The sequence below is a fragment of the Quadrisphaera granulorum genome (genome assembly GCF_003149145.1).
GTDB lineage: Bacteria > Actinomycetota > Actinomycetes > Actinomycetales > Quadrisphaeraceae > Quadrisphaera > Quadrisphaera granulorum.
In genome coordinates this window covers 36,857-53,533 of record NZ_QGDQ01000015.1, presented here as the reverse complement: position 1 = coordinate 53,533, position 16,677 = coordinate 36,857, and the positions used below count along the sequence as shown (strand labels likewise).

Sequence of the window (16,677 nt, the reverse complement as noted above, 5' to 3'; positions counted from 1 at the left end):
GGGGTGGGGGGGATCACGACGACGACGGCGCGGGCGTGATCGCACCGCACGCGTCGATCTTGTAGAGCTTGACGTCGGGGCCCTGGGCGTCGACCAGCGTGAAGCCCGGCGCCGTCGCCAGGTCGAGCAGGCCCGGGTACTTTCGGTCTCGCCCGGCCTCCGGGTCGTCGCCGCCCCACAGGTAGTAGGTGCCGAAATCGAGGACATACCCCAGGTGCAGCCGCTGCACGGCGGCGCAGACCTCCGGGTCGGTGGCGGCGTCACGCAGGTGCAGGGCCACCAGGGCCCGGTCCGCGTCGAACGTCGACGTCATGTGCGGGAACGGCGTCAACCGGTCGGCGATGGCATAGACGAACCCGGACCCGTTCCACGGGTTGCCCGCCACCATCACCCCGGCCGGCACCTCGGAAGGCACCCGGTTCAGCATCGCCCGCTCGGGGGCGTCGAGCACGTCCGAGTACTGCGTGTCATCGCTCGCCACGGAGTTGGCGAACAAGGAGCCGTACGTCACCGCGTACCCGGGGCCGCGCGCCCCGGCCAGCACCACGAGCACCGCGAGCGCAGAGCTCATCGTGGTGAGGGCTGCCCAGCGGTCCGCGGGGATCAGCTGCAGGCTCGGCGCCGCGCGCCGCCGGCCGGAAGCCGCCCGCCGCCCAGTCCCTCGTCCTGGCGCGGGTCCCGCCCGGCGTCCGGAGTCGCGGGCCGGACGGCGCGCCCCCTCGACCAGCTGCTGCAGGCGCCGCACAGACCTGCGCAACGCGGCGGGTCCCAGCGAGAGCGCTGCACTGGCCAGCACCAACCCGGTGATGACCGTGAGCCCGGCCACGCGGTACGCATCGTTGAACCAGTAGCCGGTGAGGCGCTGGGTGAGCGGAGACTGCACGGCCCACGCGCACACGTACAGCAGGGATGCCACCAGGTGTGACCCGGCGACCCACCGCAGCTGCCGCCGCCGCACCGCCAGCGCCAGCCCGAAGAGCACCAGTGCGGCGGCCATCCACAGCGGCGGACGGGTCACCTCCCACCGGATGGGGTTCGGGATGCTCAGGTGGCTGAACAGCACAGCCTGCTCGACGGCCTGGGGCAGGGTGGCCTTGGGCTCCCAGTGGGTCGCCCGGGCGCTCACCACGGACGCCGACCCGTCGACGACGCGCCACGCGAGCACCGCCACGACCAGCACCAGCACCGGCATCACCACCGCGAAGATCCGCTGACCGGAGCGCCACCACGCCGTCGTCGTCCTCAGCAGGACCGCCGCGCCGAGCGGCAGGGCCAGCGCCACGAGCGCGAACCCGCCGCTGGGCTGGGCGAGCGCCAGCCCCGGCAGGGTCCCCGCCACCACGATCAGCAGCGTCAGGCGGCGGCGCAGCGGGCGGGTGCGGTCGGCGGTGAGCACCAGCAGTGCCAGCGGTGCGGGCAGCAGGCTGTTGGTGAGCAACGTCGGGTAGAGCACGCCCCACTCCAGGGGGGCGATCGGCTGGCTGGTGAACGCTGCAGTGAGCGCCCCGGCGGCCGCGAGGGCCACCGGCCGTCGACCGAGCACCGCGCGGACCAGACCCACCGACCCCAACGGCCAGACCACCAAGGCGACGACGAGGGCGGTGGCGTTGGTGGAGACGTCGACGGCGGCTCCACTGGTCATGGCGGCCAGCGAGACGACGTCGTGCCAGGCCGCGGGGTAGAAGGACGTCGCGGCGCCCGGGTTGGTGAGGCGGCCCAGGTGCAGCGAGGAGCCGTCGCCGGTGTCGATGACCCAGCGGACAGCGTTGAGGTGGAACACCGCGTCATAGCTCTGGGACACGGCGGTCGGATCCCACAGCGCGGACATGAGCCGGCGGCCGGCAAGCAGGCCTCCGCCGGCCAGCCCGCCGAGCGCCGACAGCGCGACCGCCGCGTCGCGGCTGCTCAGCCGTCGAGCACCGGGCGACGGCCGTCGCGTCGTGAACGCACCGCTGAGCACCCCCACGGGCAGGGCGACGGCGACGGCGAGCGCGGTGGCCAGCGCCAGCGCCAGCAGACCCCACCGGAATCCCGCCAGCGAAGCGCCGATCGCCCCGAGCGCGACCACCCCGGTGGACAGCGCGGGCGCGACCCCCGTCCATACGAGTCCGCGCAGGCCGGCGGCGCGCCCCACCAGCAGGCCCGGCACCACCAGGACGGCGGCGGCGACAGCGGCGGGCGCGACCGCAGCCGACCAGCCCACCACCTACCGACCGTAGCCACGCGACAGCCCTCGGCGAGGCCGAACGCCCAGGCCCACAGTTGAGCGGCAGTTGGCCAGCAGTCGGCCAGCAGGGCGCGAGAAGTACCTCAGCCGCAGGCGAGGGCCACCTGCCGGGCGAGCCACGGGGCCGTCCCCGCCGGGGGGATCGTGGTGGAGAACGGCCGCCCCAGCGACACGGTGGAGCCGTCGGAGTCCACCGCCTGCAGGTCCAGTCGGCTGATCGAACCGTCGCCGACCACGACGCAGCGGGGGCGAACCCGGATGTCGACGACGACGGTCTCGCCCGGATTCAGCTCGCGCGGCAGCGGCGGGTCGGACGTCGGGTCAAGCCCGGCCGTGCTGTCGAGCTGGAGCCGCACGGACCCGCCGGTGCCCTTGGCCGCGATGGTCACGCGCAGAGCCCCGTCGTCGAGCCACAGCCAACCGGTCTGCAGGTCCTTGGTACGCGACGCCTGGCACGCGGCGTTGAGCTCCTGCTCGATGCGGGCGGCGACGGAGTCGAGGAGAGGCACCTGGACGTCGACAGCGGACCCTCCGGCGCTGGGGCGCACCGAGGCGAGCAGCACCGTAGGGCCTGACGGCGCTGCGGTCGAGGTCGTCGAAGTCGCTGACGTTGCTGCGCCGACGACGAGGCCGGTCTCGGGGTCGACCGTGATCACGCTCCCGTCGTCGTCCTGATCGTCGAGGCCGTCGTCGCGCAGGTGAGGGTCGCTGCGGACACCGTCGCAGTCGACCCGCACCGGCAGCGGGGCCGCCACGAGCGCGCCCGGGTCGATCCGCACCTCCTCCGGCGGTTCCGATGTGCCCTGATGCGGGAGCGACAGGCCCTGCAAGCGCACGGCCAGCTGATCCGCGCTGTGGTTGACCAGCGCGAGATGCACGTCACCGGCGATGGTCCCGGCGTGCGGCTCGCCGGTCGACGCGAAGGCGTAGCCGACGGTCAGCGCCTGTTCCAGGGCCGTGCGCTGGTCGAGGGCGACGCGGTGGGAGCTGCCCGCCACCGCACCGACGGCACCGGCGGTGAGCACCATGACGACGACGGCGGCAGGCCCACGCGCCCACGCCGGGAAGGCCTCCGGCCAGCGCGACCACCCCAAACCCCGCACTCCGGAGGCCCGCCGGGCCCGCGGCGGCCGAGGTTCGTCGTCGAGGTCGTCAAGGGAGTCGAGGTCGTCGAGGGGATCGTCCAGGTCGAGCGGTTCGGCGTCGCCGGCTGCGTCGCCGCGCTGCCCGGGCGCCATGGCCGGACTGTAGGGCCCTCAGGTGAACACCGACCTCAGGACGGGGCGCAGGGCGTGCCCGGCACGAGCACCCGGTAGGCCGCGGCGCTGCCCGCGCGCGCCACCGGCTCCAGCGCTGCGACCCCGTCGAGGTCGGTGAAGCCGGGGGCGGGTGCCGAGGAGTCGTAGACGGACACCCCGCTGGAGTAGACGTAGCAGACCCGAAGGTCGCGCAGGGCCTGGCGGACGTCCGCGTCGGTGTCGACGTCGCGCAGGCTCTGGAGCAGGAGCTGCGCGGGCGGCGTGAGGGGGCCGGCGCTGTAGTGGCGGAACAGCACCGGCACGTCGTGGCGGGCGTACAACCACGCGGACCCGTCGACGGGGTCAGCGGCCACCGTGGCTCCCGCGGGCAGCGGGTCGTCGCGCAGCTGGCGCGCAAGCTGGTCCATGACGGCGAGCTGGTCGGGCCCGGTGACGCGCGGGGCGTACCCGGCGGCCAGACGCGGTGCGGCGAGCCCCGCGGTGCTGGAGACGGCAGCGGCCGCGACGACGAGGGCGAGAACCCCGGAGAGCAGGACGGCGACGAGCCGCGCGGGCCCGGTGCCGGGCAGTGGCCACCGGGCGAGCACACGAGCCACGAGATCGGTGCATCGAGCCGCGGCGACCCCCACGACCACCGCGCCGACCACCCCGAGCACGGCCATGAGGCGGAACGGCGCGTTGTAGAAGAACAACGTCACCGAGCGCAGGGCGTCGGCGGCCGCCGTCCCGACAGCTCCCCCGACCGATCCCCCGAGCAGGCCTCCGATGAGGGGCGCGACCGGGACGACGGTCGCGACGGCGGCGGCCAGCGCCAACACCCACACGATGGCCAACCAGGCGGCGGCGCGGGAGGTCAGGAGGACGACGACGGCGACCAGCACCACGGCCGCGAGCAGCCACTGCCCGCCCTGCGGCGGCAGCCCGAAGCCGTAGCCGGGGCTGACGCGCCGCACGCCGCCGAGCACAGACTCCAGGGTGTCGCGCAGGCCGTCGGCCGTGGCCGGACGGCTCGTGTAGTCGTAGGCGGCCAGGCTCCCGAGCGCCGGTGACCAGCGCGCGAGCGCGAGCACCAGGGGCGGCAGCAGCAGCGTGCCCGCCACCGCCGTCCCCAGAGCCGTCCGCCGATGGGCAGGCGGGAGCGGTGCGAGGGCAAGCCGTGCGAGCGCCCACCCGAGCACGAGGACCCCGGCGAGGACGACACCGGCCGGCTGCAGCCCGGCGACCCCCGCCGTCGCCACCACCACCGCAACCGCCGCGGACACCGGCCGGTGCGGCACCAGGCGGCCCTCCAGCGCCCTGACGGCCAGTGCCACGACGAGCACCCCCGTGGCCAGCGCCGCGCCGTAGCTCCACACGCCGCGCCACCACTGGTCCCACGGCGCCGCCACCGGCAGCACCGAAACCGCGGCCCCGACCCCCGCGGCGACGCTGCGGCGGGTGGGGGCGAGCGCCCCCGCCAGCGCACCGACGGCGACGGGCAGCACCGCGCCCGCCACGAGCGCCGCGACGACGTCGAGCACCGCCGCCGAGCCGGCGCCCGTGAGCCGCACCACGAGGGCGGCCGCCGCGTGGAGGGCGTCGGGGTAGTAGGTGTGCACGTCGCGCCACCCGGCGCTGGCCAGGGCGCTGGGCGCGCTCACGGGGTCGCTGTCGCCGGTGGTGGCGATGAAGGTCGTGAGGTTGGCGTGGTAGACGGCGTCCCAGGTCTGCGCGATCGAGCCGAGGCGGTGCCCCGCACGCCACGCGACACCCACCACGACGACCGCTGCCAGGACGCAGCCCAGCGCCGGGACGAACAGCGCAGGTCCACCCGCAGTGTCAGGTTGTCGGGCAGTGTCAGGTTCAGGAGGCCGTCTTCGGCCTCGACGGCCTGACACTGCGGCTGCGCGCCGCAAGGGGAGCCGCCGGAGCAGCAGCGCGACCACCACGGCCATCGCCAGCACGCCGAGCGCCGTCGTCGGCCCCCACCGCAGTCCGGCGCGCGGCACGGCCACCGCTCCGATGGCCACCACGCCCCACGTCAGCGCCGGCGCGCCCGCGAGCGCCCATCGGCGTCGCAGGCCGAGCGCCCGGCCGAGCAGCGCACCCGGCGCCCACAGCACCGCGGCGGCCAGCAGGAGCACGCCCGGCGCACCAGCGGGGCCGAGCTCATCGAGCACGCTGATCCAGCACGGTCGGATTCCGCAGCACCGCTGACCGTGTCAGGGGAGAAGGCCGGCGCGCGATTTCGCCACGAGTGCCACGAGGGCGGCCTCGTCGACGCGCGCGGCGAACGCCGGGTCGGCGGCGGCCCGGTCGGTCAGGGCGCTCAGCATGGTCGGCGCGACCGCGGCGTCGACGGTCAGCACGAGCGTGCCGCCGGCCTCGACGAAGCGCGTGGCGCGCTCCGCGACAGGCACCGCGGTGACGGCCTTGGCGCGGCCCAGGTCGTCGGAGATGACCACGCCATCGACACCCAGCCGGTCGCGCAGCAGGTCGGTGACCACGGCGGGCGAGAACACCGCGGGCGCGCTGGGGTCGATCTGCTCGTACACCGCCGACGACGTCATGACGAACGGCCGCTGCGGCAACGCCGCCAGCTCGCCGAAGAGGGCGACGTCGGCGTCGTCGGCGGTGGTCGTCGTGTCGCGGACGTCAGCGGAGGTATCGGTGTTGCCGGTGACCCTGCCCAGCCCGGGGAAGTGCTTCACCGTCGCGACGACACCCGCCTCTCCCAGACCCGCGATGACGGCGGCCGCGTCGTCGTTGACCTCGGCAGCGGTCGCGCCGTACTGGCGGCCGTGCCTGCCGATCGGCTCGTTGGAGCGCGCCGTGCCGGCGGGGACGACGTCGGCCACAGGCGCCAGGTCGAGCGTGACGCCCGCCGTCCTCAGCGACGCCCCGATGCCGCGGGCCAGCTCGCGTACGGCAGCCGGGTCCTGTTGGCCCTGGCTGCGAGCGGTCGGCAGGTCGGCGAAGCCGGGGCCGGTGAAGGTCTGGACGGCGCCGCCCTCCTGGTCGGCGGCCACCCACGGCGCCGGTTGGCCGGCCTGGCGCGCGGCGTCGGTCCAGCGGGTGGTGACCGCGCCCACGTCGGCGGCGGCCGCCTGCGAGCGACCGGCGAGGAACACGCCGCCGTACGGGGTTTCGGTGAGCAGCGCGTCGCCGCGGGCGAGGTCGTCCAGAGGGACGCCCACGACGAGCAGCTGCGCGGCGCGCGCCCGCGCGTCGAGGCGCGCCAGTGCCCGCTCGGCGGCGGCGACGTCGGGGTCGACCGGGGACGGCGACGGCGACGGGCTGGCCTTCGTCGTCCCCGTGGCCGCGTCCGTAGCTGCCGCCGGTGCTTCGCCCCCTCCGCCGGGCTGGGCGCTGGACGGCGCGGAGCAACCACCAAGGGTCAGAAGTACGAGAAGCGCCGCGAGCGGCGGCAGGACCGAAGCGACGCGGGAGCGGCGGACGGGAGTCGCTCGTGCCATCGACCGCGACGCTACCCGCCGACGCGCGGGCGCCGCGCCGAGCAGTTGGCCACGCAGTGTGTGAGACGGGCACGACGGGGTAATCGAGCGCCGGCGCGCACTGGGGCGCGCTGTCGTCGATCACAAGGAGCGACCATGATCACCGATGCGGAAGTGGAGCGCATTCCGGGAGCCGCCGTCTACGGCGCTGACGGAGAGAAGATCGGCAAGGCAGGCGCGGTCTACCGCGACGACCAGACCGGACGCCCGGAGTGGGTCACCGTGCAGACGGGCCTGTTCGGGACATCGGAGTCGTTCGTGCCGCTGGCGCAGGCGGAGTTCCACGGAGACGACCTGCAGGTCCCCTTCGACAAGGCGAAGGTCAAGGACGCGCCCCGCGTGGACAGCGAGGGCCACCTCGACATCTCCGAGGAAGACCGCCTCTTCGAGTACTACGGCGTGAACAACACCGGGCCGGCCGACTCTGCCGCGTACGACGCCCGCGACGACAGGAACGCCCAGGGCTTCGACCGTGACCGCGACCGCGACCACCCCGGAGTGGCAGCAGCGGGCGCTGGTGCAGGGCTGGGCACTGCGGCCGGGCGCCACGAGGAAGGCCGCGACGACTTCCGCGACGACCGCCCGGCCGGCTACGCCGACGACCGCCCGGCCGGCTACGCCGACGACCCGCGGAACGACCGCCGCGACGACGACCGCGGCTTCGTCGACAAGATCAAGGACAAGCTCGACGGCGACGACGCCCGCCGCGAAGGCTTCAGGGACGACGCCCGCCGCGACGACTTCCGCGACGACCGGGGGCACGGCGCAGGCACAGCCGTCGCCGGCGGCGCCGCCGGTGCGGGTCTCGGCGGCCTCGCCGCTGCGGCCGCGAGCCACCGTGACGAGCGGCGCGACGACGTGCGCGACGGATACCGCGGTGACCACCGGGAGGACGTCCGCAACGACCACCGCGCGGGGACGGACACCACCACCGCTCGCGACGACCGCTTCGCCGACGGCGAGGACATCGGCCGCCGCGACGACCGCTCCCCCTCCGGCCTCGGGTCCACCCCGCTGGCCGCGGGCGCGGGTGCGGCCGCGGGCGCCGCAGGCGGCTACGCGGCGGGCCGCTCGTCGTCGTCGACCGACACCGACCGATCAACCGACACCCACCGCAAGCCGCGGCTCAGCCAGTGGGTGCTGGTGAAGCGGGAGGACATCATCGAGGTGCCCGCCGAGGAGGCCGAGCGCCTCGCGGCCCAGAAGGACGGCAGCACGCTGCGCTGACCGTTCCGACCGTTCTCACCCGCTGAGCCGTCCGGGCCCGCCCGGACGCATGGCGCCGAACGTGCAGAACCCCGCCGGGTAGGCTCCAGAGCCGCCTTCGGCGGGGTTCTGCACGTCCGAGTGCACGCCCGAGCGTCCCGTCGGGCATGCAGAAGTCGCCGTCGAGGATCGGCAGAGGCCATGTGAAGCACTTCTGCATGTCCGACGGGACGCAGGACGGACGGGTCAGGCGGCGGGGACGCGCCGCAGCCGGCCCCACACCACGCCCCACAGCGCGATGGCGAGCACGCCGTCGCAGATCAGGCTGGCCGCCACCGCTCCGGCCAGCCCGTACGCCGGGATCAGCCACAGGTTGAGCACTCCGTTGCCCACCGCCACGCCCAGCTGCCAGGCGCTACGGACGCGCTGCTGGCCGGCGCCGGTGAGGGCGTCAGCGGCGAGGTAGTGCGCCACTTTGAGCAGCGGCAGCAGCGCCAGCCACCGCAGCGCTCCGACCGCGGGCTCGTACTCCGCCCCGAGCAGCACCGGTACCAGGCCTGCCCCCGCGAGCAGCGCCACGGACGCGAGGGCGCACCAGGCGACCGTGGTCGGCGCGATGCTCCGCGCGAGCCCGACCGCTGACCGCAGCCCGGCTGTCCCGCCTGCCGCCCCCGCCGCGAAGAACCGCGGGTAGGCCGCCGCCAGCACGGCACGCAGCGGCACGAGCGCCATGTCCACCAGGCGGTACGCCACGGTGTACGCGCCGTTCGCGGCTTCGGAGCCGAGGCGGGTGAGCATGAGCTTGTCGAGGTCGTTGTAGAGCGCCTGCGCGCCGAGCCCCACGGAGAAGTGGAAGCCGTCGCGCCACTGCTCCAGCACGGCACGCACCTCGTCAGCCAGGCCCGCGAGGCCGGAGGCACCGCGTCCCACCTGGATCCTCACGACGACGACGGCGACCGCCGCCCCCACCAGCGACGTCGCCAGATACGCGCCCGCCCAGCCGGCCACGGTGAGCCCGACCGGCGTGAGCACCAGCGCCACAGCCGCGGCAAGCCGCAGGCCGTGGAAGAGCAGCTGCGCCTGCGCTGCAGCCATCGCGCGCCCTCGGGCAACCTGCACGCCGGCTGCCAGCTCGAGCAGGGCGGATCCGACGAGGTCGGCGACGAGCAGCGCCACCACAACACCGAGCGGCAACGACGGCACCACTAGCGCGCAGACGAGGGCTGCCAGCACCGTCGCGAGGAGGCCACCGACCGTGGTGACAACGGTCGCGCCGGCGAAGCCGGCGGCCAGGCGTTCGGGCGTTCGCACCGCGGAGCGCACGAGCAGGTGCACGGCGCCGAGCGACGCGAACGGCAGGGCCAGCGTGGCGGCTGCGGTGACCGCACTGACGGCGCCGAGGCCGGCGGGCTCCAGCTCGCGCGCCACCAGCAGGAACGTCAACCCGGCGAACGCGGCCCGCCCGCCGTGGCCGAGCAGCATGCTGGCGCTGCTGCGCCGCAGGCCGGTGGTGGTGCCGTCGACGGCGCGGCCGTCCGCCGCGGGCGCCTCGACGTCTGCTGCTGCCACGCCTCACGACGCTACGGCGCGCGCCACCTCCGCATGTCCACTTTGCCCCCGTGATCATGGACTCTGCGCACACATCGGCATGCCGGGCGGATGGCACGGTCTCCGCGACCACCCATGATCACGCTCGGTGTTGTGCGTGACGCCCATGATCATGGAGGGGGCGGTCAGGTGAGGACGGAACGCCAGCCATCCACCAGGGCCGACCGCCCGTAGGCCCGCGCCCGCGCGGCGTCCGCCGCCGCGAAGGCCTCCGGCGTCGGCGGCGCGGCGAGCATGGCCCGCACGGCGGCGGCGAGCACGGGCGCGGCCGCCGTCGTCGTCGTCCCAGGCACGAGGTTCGGCACGAGGTGGCGGGCCTGCTCCGTGGCCGCTGCCACCACCGGCCGGTGCGCCGCAGCCGCCTCCAGCAGCGCGTACCCGAAGGTCTCCGACCGCGAGGTGTGCACCACCACATCGCACTCCGCCAGCAGCTCCGGCACGCGGTCGGTGTGCCCGTGCCAGGTGACCCTGTCGGCGACGCCGAGCCGCGCGGCCAGCACGCGCATCGCCGGCAACCGCGGTCCCCCGCCGGCCACGTCGAGCCGCACGCCGGGCAGCAGCGCCAGCGCCTCGAGCGCCAGCTCGGGGTTCTTCAGCGGCTCCAGCCCGCCCACGTACAGCAGCCGGCCGCCGTCACCCCGCGGCTGCGGCTCCCGCCGCACCACGCCCCCCGCCTCCACCGGGTTGGGGACGACGACGACGCGCGCCGCCACCCCCGGCTGCTCCGCCAGCGCCGCCTCCACCGCCGCGCTGACGGCCACCACCGCGCGGGCGCGCCGCGCGTACATCGGCAGCACGAGGCGCGCGACCACGTCGAACGACCGCAACGCCGCGCGCCGCTCCCGCGTGAGGGAGTGCTCCCAGGCGATGACCTGGCGGTCGCGCGGGCGCCGGAACGGCAGCACCCGCAGCCCCACCCAGATCCCCACGAGCACGAGCGGCGGACCGGGTTGACGCACCAGCCGGCGCGCTGCGAGGAACGCCGCCGCGAGGTCGCGCAGCCTGCCCGCGCGACCCGGGCGCGGGTCAGCGACGAGCGCGTGCAGCGAGACCTCGAAGCCCTCCGCCCGCAGAGTCTCGACGACGTCCGCCGCCGCCCGCTCCATGCCCCGCAGCGGCGTGGCCTGGGAGAGCACGAAGACCGCAGCAGGTGGCCGACTGCCCATGATCACGGCCGGGGAGGGGGGGCGGCGGCGGCCTCGACGGCCGCGGTGGCCCGCGCGGCGACAGCGCGCAGCGAGTGGTGCTCGCGGGTCCACGCCACCAGCCGCGCCCGCTCGGCCGCTGTCGGCGCAGGCCGTTCGAGCGCTTCACGCAGCGCCCCCGCGACGGCGTCGACGTCCCACGGCACCGCCCACCCGAGCCGGTGCTCCCCCACGAGCTGCGCGAACGGGCCCGCGCCGGCGTACACGACGGGCGCCCCGCACGCAGTGGCGGCCAGCGGCTTGACGAGGAACGCGAAGGCGTAGGCGGTGTCGGGTCGCTGACTGGCCAGGCCCGCACGCGCGGTGGCGGTGGCCCGCGCGATCACCGACGGCGGCACCAGCCCCGGGAAGTCGATGCGCCCGGGCGCCAGCCGCTCGGCGCGCGCCGACAGCTCCGCAGCCTGCACCCCGCCCCCGTAGAACACGGCCCGCGCGCCGGGGTGCTCCGGCAGCACGCGGGCCAGGGCGTCCACGAGCACGCCGGCGCCCTGTACTTCCGACATCGTGCCCGCGTAGACGAAGGCCGGCGGTGCTTGGCCAGCGCCGTCGCCGTCGTCGTCCCCCGCAGCCCGATCCTCCAGATCCCCCGGGTCCGGCGGGCGCAGCTGGTCGGTGTCGACGCCGGTACCGACCACCACCACACGCTCCGCGGGCACCCCGAGCGCCCGCACCCGCGCGGCGTACCCCTCGTCCACGGTCATGACACGCGCCGCGCCGCGCAGTACCCACCCCTCCAGTGCGGTGAGCAGCCACAGCGCCGGGCCCGGCAAGCCGGCCTCGGCGGCGGCCAGGGAGAGCAGGTCGGCCGCGTAGTAGACGTACGGGACGCGCCGCAGCCCGCACACCAGCCGCACGACGAGGCCCGTGGTGGGTGGGGGTTCGACGACGACGACGTCGGGCCTCCCCCCGCGCGGCCCCAGCACGCGCCGCGCGAGCCGTAGCCCGGCAGGGACATCGAAGCTCGCGTACTGGACGTAGCCGCGGACGTTGCCGCTGGCATCGCGGAGCACGGGCCAGCGTCGGACGAGCAGACCGTCGTCGTCCTGATGTTCTGGCTGCTGATGGGGCTGCTGCGTCGGCTGTTCGGTCGCGCCGGAGGGGGGTCGGGAGGTGAGCACCTCGACCCGATGACCGGCGCTGGCGAGCGCACGCGCCAGCGCCGCCTGGCGCCAGGCGGCCGCCGCGGGCTCGGGGGCGAAGGCCCGGGTGACGACGACCGTGTGCACCCCCGCACCGTACGCACCCGCTGAGGCCCGAACCGCGCGCATGGGCTCCAGGCTCAAACGCGGCATATCGGCACGGCACGTCACCTCGAAATGACCGTCGGTTGCGCTTCGGGGTAGCCGAGAACGTCCTGGTGAGAGGCCACACGGCGGCGAGCCGCACGCGGCTCGCCTCGCCCACTTGCCCTGGACGGGTGATCTCGACTATCAAGTGCTCAACCGTTTTGACGAGAGGCCCCTCATGCGTCGTGCCCTGCGCACCCTCATGACGCTTGCCGTCGCGGGGGCCCTGGGTGTTGCCGGCGCTGGCGCGGCTCAGGCCTCGGCGTACGGAGCGTCACCCATCAGCCCGTTCAGCTACCAGGACGACTCTGGCGCCACGAAGTCGATCCCGTACGGCTGCGCGCTCATCCACAGCGTCATCGGTGAGGGCATCAACATCACCGCGCAGACCGCCAGCGTCGACTGCGCGGGCCTGGCAGCGATGCGCTCCGGGCTCTTCTGTGACGTGAAGATCGTCTTTACGTTCACCTCCGCGCAAGGCCGCACGAAGACCCTTGACACCCAGCGACTCTCCGGCTGCCGCACCCTGGGGATCAAGCTGTCGAACGAAGAATTGCCGGCCGACGTCGATCCCGGCAAGACGTGCGTGAGGCTCTTCGTCAACGGCGAGACAAGTCCGCGCGCCAGCTCCTGCCACATCATCAGCGCCTGACGCTCCCGGCCCACTCCAGGGCGCCGCGCGGCGCTCACCGGCCTCGCCTCGGGTGTTCCTGAGACTCTCCTGAGGCCGGGGATCTCCGCGTGTTCTCCCGCATTGCACGCATGCCGCTACCTACGGTGAAGGTCCACCCTTCCCGGAGGTCTCGATGCGCTGCCCCGTGCCCGGTCTGGCCAACGCCGCTGTCGCGGCGGTCGCCGGCCTCCTGGGGGCGGGCGTTTTCGTGGTGCCCGCCTGGGCCGCTGAGATCCCGACGACCGGCGATGCCGCCGGCGCCAGCGCTGCCACGAAGATCGACCCTGACGCGCCGACCGCGCTGCTGACGGGCACGCTGCGTGTGCTCGCCGATGTCGACCACACGCGCGCAGGCAGCCTCGAGGCCGCACGCCGCGCCGCCGCGGTCTCCCTCGCCGGATCGCTCGGCCCCGCCAGCGGCCCGGCCCGCAGCCTGGATCCCGTCTCCTCGTACCTGCAGGTCGGAGGCGTGTGGGTGCCGCTGCGCTCCGCAGCTGTCGGCGACGTGGCGCCCGGGAGCGCGGTCACGGTGCGCGTCGAGGTGCCCGAGCCGGTGGTGCAGGCGGTCGAGGACGGCGAGCGGGTGGACGCCACCCCGGACTCCCGCTCGGCCGCCACGACGACCATCCCCGAGGGCACCCTCGACGCTGCGGCCGACGCCCCGGCGCCCGCCAGCTCAGCGCTGGCGCGAGCCAGTGCCGTGTCGGCGGCGACGACGGCGGAGCCGGTGGCCGCGCAGGTCGTCACGGCGACCGCACCCGCGGCGGCCGTGGTGACGTCGTCGCAGTCGGTGACCGTGGTGGCGGTCTCGATGCTCGGCGGGTCGGACTCGTACTACGCCGATTCCACGGTCGACTCGCTGCTGGCGTCGGTGAGCGACTACTGGGGCGAGCAGACCGGCGGTGCTGTCGGCTTCCGCCGCGACGGCGCCGTCACCCGCTACGCGAGCTCGCTGAGCTGCTCCGACCCGAACGCCCTGTGGAGCGAGGCGGCCCAGCGGTCCGGGTTCATTCAGGGCGCCGGACGCCACCTGCTGCTGCTCCTGCCGCCGCAAGCGTATGCCGCGGGCTGCTCCTACGGGCTGGGTTCGGTGGGCGCCTCCCCCGGGGCGGGCGGGGTGACGTACGTCAGCGACGCGAGCTGGCCCGCCATCGCCCACGAGCTCGGCCACAACATGTCGCTGCTGCACGCCGACCGCCTGCAGTGCGGGTCGGCCGTGGACGAGGCGGTCGGCCGCACCGGCGGCTACCGCTCGTGCACGGTGCTCGACTACGGAGACCGCACCGACGTCATGTCCAGCGCCGCGGCACGCTCCGACGGCACCCCGATCCAGGCGACGGGCAGTGCGTCCGCGTTCGCGCTGGCGCGCCTGGGATTGCTGGCCAGCGGCGGCCGTACGACGGTCACCGGCGCCGGGACGTCGACGTGGACCATCCAGCCGCTGTCGTCCCTGTCGGGCCTGCGCTCGGTGGTGGTCACCGATCCGCGCAGCGACGACGTCTACGACCTCGAGGTCCGCGCGAACTCCGGCCGCGACACGTTCGGCTGGGGCGGTTCCACCCGCGTCACGTACGGCCTGAGGGTGCTCAAGGCCAACGACGACGGCGGCAGCCTGCTCCTCGACCCGACCCCGACCTCGGGCACGGACACCAACGTCGTCGTGGCACCGGGCACCACGTTCACCAGCGCCGCGGGCGGTGTGGCGGTGCGCACCACGAACAACCCCGACGGGTCGGTGACGGCGCAGGTGTCCGTGGCTCCCGCGGGCAAGGACCACTGGGCGCCCTCCGCTGTGGCCACCACAGTGGCCGGGCGCCTGCAGGGCGATGACAGGTACGGCACCGCCACCGCTGTCTCCGGGGCACTGGTAAAGACCCCGACCAGCGGGCAGCGAGTGTTCGTCGCCTCTGGCTCGACCTTCCCCGATGCCCTCGCGGCGGGCGCAGCGGCCGGGCTGGCCAGCTCGCCGACCCCCGTCGTCCTCGTCCCCGCCAGCGGCGCCCTGCCGGCCTCGGTGACCGCCGAGCTGCGCCGCGTGGCGCCCTCGCGGATCACTGTGGTTGGCGGCTCGAAGGCCGTGGACGACGGCGTGGTCGACCAGCTGCGCGCGTTCTCCGGGACGGTCGAGCGGGTGCAGGGTGACGACCGGTACGCCACGAGCGCCACCGTCGCGCGCAACGCCGCCGCGGATGCCGGGGGCAGCACCGGACCGGTGTTCCTGGCCACGGGTCTGGACTTCCCCGATGCACTGTCCGGCGCGGCGGCCGCTGCGCAGATGGGTGGATCGCTGCTGCTCACGGACCCGCAGAACCTTTCGGCGCCCGCGCAGAGCGCGCTGGCAGCGATGCAGCCGAGCCGCGTGTACGTCCTCGGCGGCCAGGTGTCAGCGGGGGTGCTCTCGCAGGTGAGCGCCGCCGTCCCCGGTGCCGCCGTGCAGCGCCTGGCCGGTGACGACCGCTACGGCACCGCGGTGGAGGTCTCAAAGGTCTCCCACGCCCAGGGGGCGGGCACGGTGGTGCTCGCCACCGGCGCCGACTTCCCCGACGCACTCGCCGGCGGGCCGCTGGCCGCCTCGCTACGGGCGCCGCTGCTGCTCGTGCAGCCCTCGTGCGCGCCGGGTGCCGTGGTCGACCAGGTGGCAGGTCTCAAGGCGACGACGACGACGGCGCTCGGCGGCACGCGGTCGCTGTCGGACGCCGCGGCGTCCCTGACCCGCTGCTGAACCTCGCTGCTCAGGGCTGCCGCTGATTCGCGCCGCCGGGTCAGCTGCTGACCTGGGGCAACCGGAGTGGCGCGTAGGGTCGTGGCCCGTGGTGGCACCGTGAGCGCGGGATGAGCGTCGACCTCTCCGTCCTCACCCCGTTCGACTGGGCACTGCTGGCCCTCGGCGGCATGGTCATCGGGTTCTCCAAGACGGCGTTCTCCGGGCTGGGCACACTCGTCGCGGTGATCTTCGCTCTGGTGCTGCCGACCCGGGCGTCCACCGGCGCGATCGTGCCGCTGCTGATCCTCGGCGACGTCATCGCCGTGTCGCTGTACCGCCGGCACGCGGACTGGAAGCTGCTGGTCCGGCTGCTGCCGTACCTGCTCGGCGGGCTGCTGCTGGGCGTGGTGTTCCTCGACACGGTCGACGACGTCGCCCTGCGCCGCTTCCTCGGCGTGCTGCTGCTCGTGCTCGCGGCGCTGCAGGTGCGCTCGCTGCTGAGGCCGGCGTCACCACCCGACGCGTCCGAGCCGCCTCAGGTGAGCGGTGCGGGTCCGGCGTCGTGGGGGCCGGTGCGGCGTCGCGTGACGGCGGCGCTGGCCGGCGGCGGCGCCGGCTTCGCGACCATGGTCGCCAACGCCGCGGGGCCGATCTCCTCGATGTACCTGCTGGTCATGCGCGTGAACAAGATGGCGTTCGTCGGCACCGCGGCCTGGCTGTACGCCATCGTCAACGTGACCAAGGTGCCGTTCAGCGTGCAGCTCGGCTTCATCAACGCCGAGTCCTTGAAGCTCGATCTCATGCTCGCGCCGGCGCTGCTGCTGGGCGCCTTCATCGGTGTGAAGGTGCTGCGCCGGGTGCCGCAGCAGCTGTTCACCAGGCTCACCCTGGTGCTGACGGCGGCCTCCGCCGTCGCCCTGCTCCTCCTCTAACCCCGTGATCATGGGCTTCCGCCACCCCCTCCGTCCGTGATCATGGGCTTCCGCCACCCTGCGGCGTGACGCCCAACATGCAG

11 protein-coding genes are annotated in these 16,677 nt (G+C 74.8%); 4 read left to right on the top strand and 7 right to left on the bottom strand.

Going from position 1 to position 16,677, the window contains the following annotated elements:
• Nucleotides 1-13: 13 nt before the first annotated feature.
• From BXY45_RS12670 to BXY45_RS12655, 4 genes are all read right to left on the bottom strand, one after another.
• Entirely contained in the window at nt 14-2,206 is a 2,193-nt protein-coding gene (locus BXY45_RS12670) for a DUF6541 family protein (protein ID WP_146211185.1), read from the bottom strand.
• A gap of 104 nt (nt 2,207-2,310) precedes the next feature.
• Nucleotides 2,311-3,465, bottom strand: coding sequence for a hypothetical protein (locus BXY45_RS12665; protein WP_109774880.1), 1,155 nt, complete (start codon nt 3,463-3,465; stop codon nt 2,311-2,313).
• Nucleotides 3,466-3,500: 35 nt separating this feature from the next.
• The gene (locus BXY45_RS12660) at nt 3,501-5,645 is read right to left on the bottom strand and encodes a DUF6541 family protein (RefSeq protein WP_109774879.1); all 2,145 of its coding nucleotides are present in this window, start codon (nt 5,643-5,645) and stop codon (nt 3,501-3,503) included.
• Between the two features lie 42 nt (nt 5,646-5,687).
• Nucleotides 5,688-6,941, bottom strand: a complete 1,254-nt coding sequence (locus tag BXY45_RS12655) for a glycoside hydrolase family 3 N-terminal domain-containing protein (RefSeq protein WP_109774878.1) — start codon at nt 6,939-6,941, stop codon at nt 5,688-5,690.
• Nucleotides 6,942-7,076: 135 nt separating this feature from the next.
• Between BXY45_RS12655 and BXY45_RS22910 the strand changes: the two genes are divergently transcribed.
• Nucleotides 7,077-8,207 (top strand): PRC-barrel domain-containing protein, encoded by a 1,131-nt coding sequence (locus BXY45_RS22910; RefSeq protein ID WP_119700380.1) that lies wholly within the window; start codon nt 7,077-7,079, stop codon nt 8,205-8,207.
• Nucleotides 8,208-8,432: 225 nt separating this feature from the next.
• Here the strand turns inward: BXY45_RS22910 and BXY45_RS12645 are convergent, their stop codons facing one another.
• The 3 genes from BXY45_RS12645 to BXY45_RS12635 form a co-directional block, all read right to left on the bottom strand.
• Nucleotides 8,433-9,755, bottom strand: a complete 1,323-nt coding sequence (locus tag BXY45_RS12645) for a lipopolysaccharide biosynthesis protein (protein WP_109774877.1) — start codon at nt 9,753-9,755, stop codon at nt 8,433-8,435.
• A 164-nt stretch (nt 9,756-9,919) separates the two neighbouring features.
• Nucleotides 9,920-10,960, bottom strand: coding sequence for a glycosyltransferase (locus tag BXY45_RS12640; protein ID WP_146211184.1), 1,041 nt, complete (start codon nt 10,958-10,960; stop codon nt 9,920-9,922).
• Nucleotides 10,961-10,962: 2 nt separating this feature from the next.
• Nucleotides 10,963-12,225 carry a glycosyltransferase gene (locus BXY45_RS12635; protein WP_109774926.1) on the bottom strand — a complete coding sequence of 421 codons (1,263 nt, stop codon included), beginning with the start codon at nt 12,223-12,225 and terminating at the stop codon, nt 10,963-10,965.
• A gap of 238 nt (nt 12,226-12,463) precedes the next feature.
• On the opposite strand from BXY45_RS12635, the gene BXY45_RS12630 reads away from it, so the two are divergent.
• From BXY45_RS12630 to BXY45_RS12620, 3 genes are all read left to right on the top strand, one after another.
• The gene (locus tag BXY45_RS12630; protein WP_109774875.1) at nt 12,464-12,937 is read left to right on the top strand and encodes a hypothetical protein; all 474 of its coding nucleotides are present in this window, start codon (nt 12,464-12,466) and stop codon (nt 12,935-12,937) included.
• A 154-nt stretch (nt 12,938-13,091) separates the two neighbouring features.
• On the top strand, nt 13,092-15,680 hold the full coding sequence (locus tag BXY45_RS12625; protein ID WP_109774874.1) for a cell wall-binding repeat-containing protein: 2,589 nt from the start codon (nt 13,092-13,094) through the stop codon (nt 15,678-15,680).
• A gap of 110 nt (nt 15,681-15,790) precedes the next feature.
• A complete protein-coding gene (locus BXY45_RS12620; RefSeq protein ID WP_109774873.1) occupies nt 15,791-16,594 on the top strand; it encodes a sulfite exporter TauE/SafE family protein in 804 nt (267 codons plus the stop codon).
• The last annotated feature ends 83 nt before the right edge of the window (nt 16,595-16,677 follow it).

Coding starts and splice junctions, on each gene's coding strand:
- BXY45_RS12665 (WP_109774880.1), bottom strand. CDS start 3,465: ATGGCGCCCGGGCAGCGCGGCGACGCAGCCGGCGACGCCGAACCGCTC.
- BXY45_RS12655 (WP_109774878.1), bottom strand. CDS start 6,941: ATGGCACGAGCGACTCCCGTCCGCCGCTCCCGCGTCGCTTCGGTCCTG.
- BXY45_RS22910 (WP_119700380.1), top strand. CDS start 7,077: ATGATCACCGATGCGGAAGTGGAGCGCATTCCGGGAGCCGCCGTCTAC.
- BXY45_RS12640 (WP_146211184.1), bottom strand. CDS start 10,960: ATGGGCAGTCGGCCACCTGCTGCGGTCTTCGTGCTCTCCCAGGCCACG.
- BXY45_RS12630 (WP_109774875.1), top strand. CDS start 12,464: ATGCGTCGTGCCCTGCGCACCCTCATGACGCTTGCCGTCGCGGGGGCC.
- BXY45_RS12625 (WP_109774874.1), top strand. CDS start 13,092: ATGCGCTGCCCCGTGCCCGGTCTGGCCAACGCCGCTGTCGCGGCGGTC.
- BXY45_RS12620 (WP_109774873.1), top strand. CDS start 15,791: ATGAGCGTCGACCTCTCCGTCCTCACCCCGTTCGACTGGGCACTGCTG.